Source organism: Sulfurovum sp. (assembly GCF_049668085.1).
Lineage (GTDB): Bacteria > Campylobacterota > Campylobacteria > Campylobacterales > Sulfurovaceae > Sulfurovum.
On the sequence record NZ_JBATIY010000112.1, the window covers coordinates 1 to 2,668 of the forward strand.

The following is a 2,668-nucleotide window of genomic DNA, read 5'->3' on the forward strand; positions in this document are numbered from 1 at the left end:
TATTCTTCTACGGTCACAGCACTATTGTACTTGGTTCCATTTATAGAAAAACTTCAACATGGAAAGTCCTCTTTACGTAAGGTCAAAGCCAAATTGGCTGAGGCATTTGTCAAACGTGCTAAAAAAGCAGAATTTACTGCCTGCAATATAAACCTTATACAGGGTGAATACTATGTTGACTTCAAAGACAAAAAAGTAGGTTCTTCTGCCATTCTTACCAACATGTTAGGTAATGTAGCACTGCTTGCTACTTCAGAAGATGATACTTCTAAAGATATTGGGGATGAAGTAAGCATTCTTTTATTGGACTAGGCTGCAACTTTTGCTTGTATCTTTAGGAAAAGTGCAAGCTCTGCTACTGTTTTACATCCTGAGTTCATTGCTTCATTAAGTAATTTTCTATTTCTTTTAAAATCCATTTTCAATCCTTTGTGTTTAAATATGTCAAATTGTATATATAAAATAAAAAATATTTAAAAAATATGACAAATTGTCATACTTTTAAGAAAAATATCCTATAATTTGACATATATAGATAAAAAAGGAGTTAAAATGTTAGTATTGAGTGAAATTATAGAAAAATTAAAAGATGTACTTTCAGAAAGTACCATAGGGAAAAAAGTATTTGACAAAGATGTGGCAAATGCACTGAATATCCCTCAGGCAACTTTTGCAACGATGAAAAAGCGAAACTCTATCCCATATGAAGAGATATTGGAGTTTTGTGCAATCAAGAAGATCTCTGTAAATTGGCTTTTCTTTGATCAAGCCGTTGATATGCTTAAAGCGGAGACAGAGAAATTCTTCCAAGTACGGTATTTTGCAGATATCCGTGCAAGTGCAGGTGGGGGTGCCTATGGATTTGATGAAGATTTTGAGACTATTTCAATAGATGAAAAGATCATGCACAATATGGTCGGATTGGGAAATACAGAACTCGAAGCCATTCATGTAGATGGTGAGTCTATGGAACCAACACTGCAAGATGGAAGTATCGTGTTTGTAGATAGAGAACAAACCAACATCAATAAAGATGGTATCTTTATTGCCTCAACGACCACAGGACTTTTTATTAAACGAATCCGTCAAAGAGCAGATGGAATGGTAGAATTGATATCAGACAATAAAATGTATTCTCCGGAGGTTATCTCTCCAGATGAAGTAAGTATCGTAGGTAAAGTAGTGGGGAATATAGAAAGTTTATAGGTTATTGGCACACTCCACGCATCGGACACTCTCCGGACGTATGCTCATACGTCCTATGCCGATCGGTTCTTCACACGCTATGCATATACCAAACATAGGCTTATCTACCCGCAAAAGGGCATTTGTGAGCCTAGAGAGACGTAATTTTGATTCATCTAGTATTTTGTTGTTGACATGCTGTTCTCCCATGGCCTCTAAGCGGGTAAGTCTCCCGAGTGAACAGTCCGGAGCGATGGGCTTTACTTTTTCTTCTAGTATGGCGATTTGTTCTTTGAGTGTTATGATATCGTGCTCTATCTGCTCTTTAATGTGACTTTTTTCTTCATCTGTCATTTGCGGCTACTTTATGGTATATTGAGATTATTATACATGAAATGGGACAAAATGCGAAAAATAATATATTTTATCACACTTTTTACTTTTTTGTGGGCAGAACATAACCATACGAATGCCCTTACAAAAGAAGACTCACCCTATTTGCAACAACATGTACATAACCCTGTCAATTGGTATCCTTGGGGCCAGGAAGCTTTTGATAAAGCAAAAAAAGAAAAAAAACTTATTTTTCTCTCTATAGGATACAGTACCTGTCACTGGTGTCACGTCATGGAAGAGGAGAGTTTTACTTCCGATGAAGTAGCTAAATTGCTTAATGAAGGGTATATATCTATTAAAGTGGACCGAGAAGAATTTCCTCAGTTAGATAAGAAATATCAAAAGATATATAGATCAGTGAGAGGGAAGAGAGGAGGCTGGCCGTTGACTGTTTTCATGACTCCTGAGGCAAAAGTATTTCATGTGGCTACCTATATTCCCAAGGAAGAGGGGTATGGTTCCATAGGGATGATGAATATGCTGCCTTCTTTTATTCAAGTACAAAAAGAAAATACAAAACAACTGCAAATACTTGTAGAAGAACATAGACAGGCAGAGTTAAACGGAAATGCAAAAGAAAAGTTAAAAGAGAAGTTGAGTTTGAAAGTAATGGATGCAGCGGTAAAAGAAATTTCTGGAGAGTTTGATAAAGAGAATGGAGGTTTTGCTTCAAGACCAAAATATCCAGAAGCCTCAAAGATAGCACTTTTAATAGATATTTATAAATTAAATGGCAATAAACAAGCATTTAATATGGCAGAAAAAACACTCAAAAAGATGGCACAAGGAGGTATCTACGATCAGATAGGTGGAGGTTTTTTCCGTTACACCACAGATTATCAGTGGCAGATCCCTCATTTTGAAAAGATGCTTTATACCAATGCAGAGCTCATCCCTCTGTATGTAAATATGTATAGACTGACAGCAGACCCTTTGTACAAAAAAGTAGTGAATGAAACCATTACACAAATGGAAAAGCATTTTATGAAAGAGGGTGTGTATCTCTCTGCTAGTGATGCAGACAGTGAAGGTGAAGAGGGAGGGTACTTCATCTATGAATATGTGGAAGTAAAAAAAGATCTACTGG

3 protein-coding genes and 1 pseudogene are annotated in these 2,668 nt (G+C 36.4%); 3 read left to right on the plus strand and 1 reads right to left on the minus strand.

The window, feature by feature from the left end; all coding sequences use genetic code 11:
• Positions 1 to 312, plus strand: a pseudogene (locus WBM70_RS07270) (molybdopterin molybdenumtransferase MoeA); the annotation flags it as partial.
• A gap of 240 nt (positions 313 to 552) precedes the next feature.
• A complete protein-coding gene (locus tag WBM70_RS07275; protein WP_424557836.1) occupies positions 553 to 1,206 on the plus strand; it encodes a LexA family transcriptional regulator in 654 nt (217 codons plus the stop codon).
• On the opposite strand, the gene WBM70_RS07280 is transcribed toward WBM70_RS07275, so the two are convergent.
• Positions 1,201 to 1,539, minus strand: coding sequence for a TraR/DksA family transcriptional regulator (locus WBM70_RS07280; RefSeq protein WP_424557837.1), 339 nt, complete (start codon positions 1,537 to 1,539; stop codon positions 1,201 to 1,203). The two genes, WBM70_RS07275 and WBM70_RS07280, sit on opposite strands and share 6 nt — an antisense overlap.
• A gap of 51 nt (positions 1,540 to 1,590) precedes the next feature.
• Between WBM70_RS07280 and WBM70_RS07285 the strand changes: the two genes are divergently transcribed.
• The coding region (locus WBM70_RS07285; RefSeq protein WP_424557838.1) for a thioredoxin domain-containing protein at positions 1,591 to 2,668 on the plus strand (1,078 nt) is incomplete at its 3' end.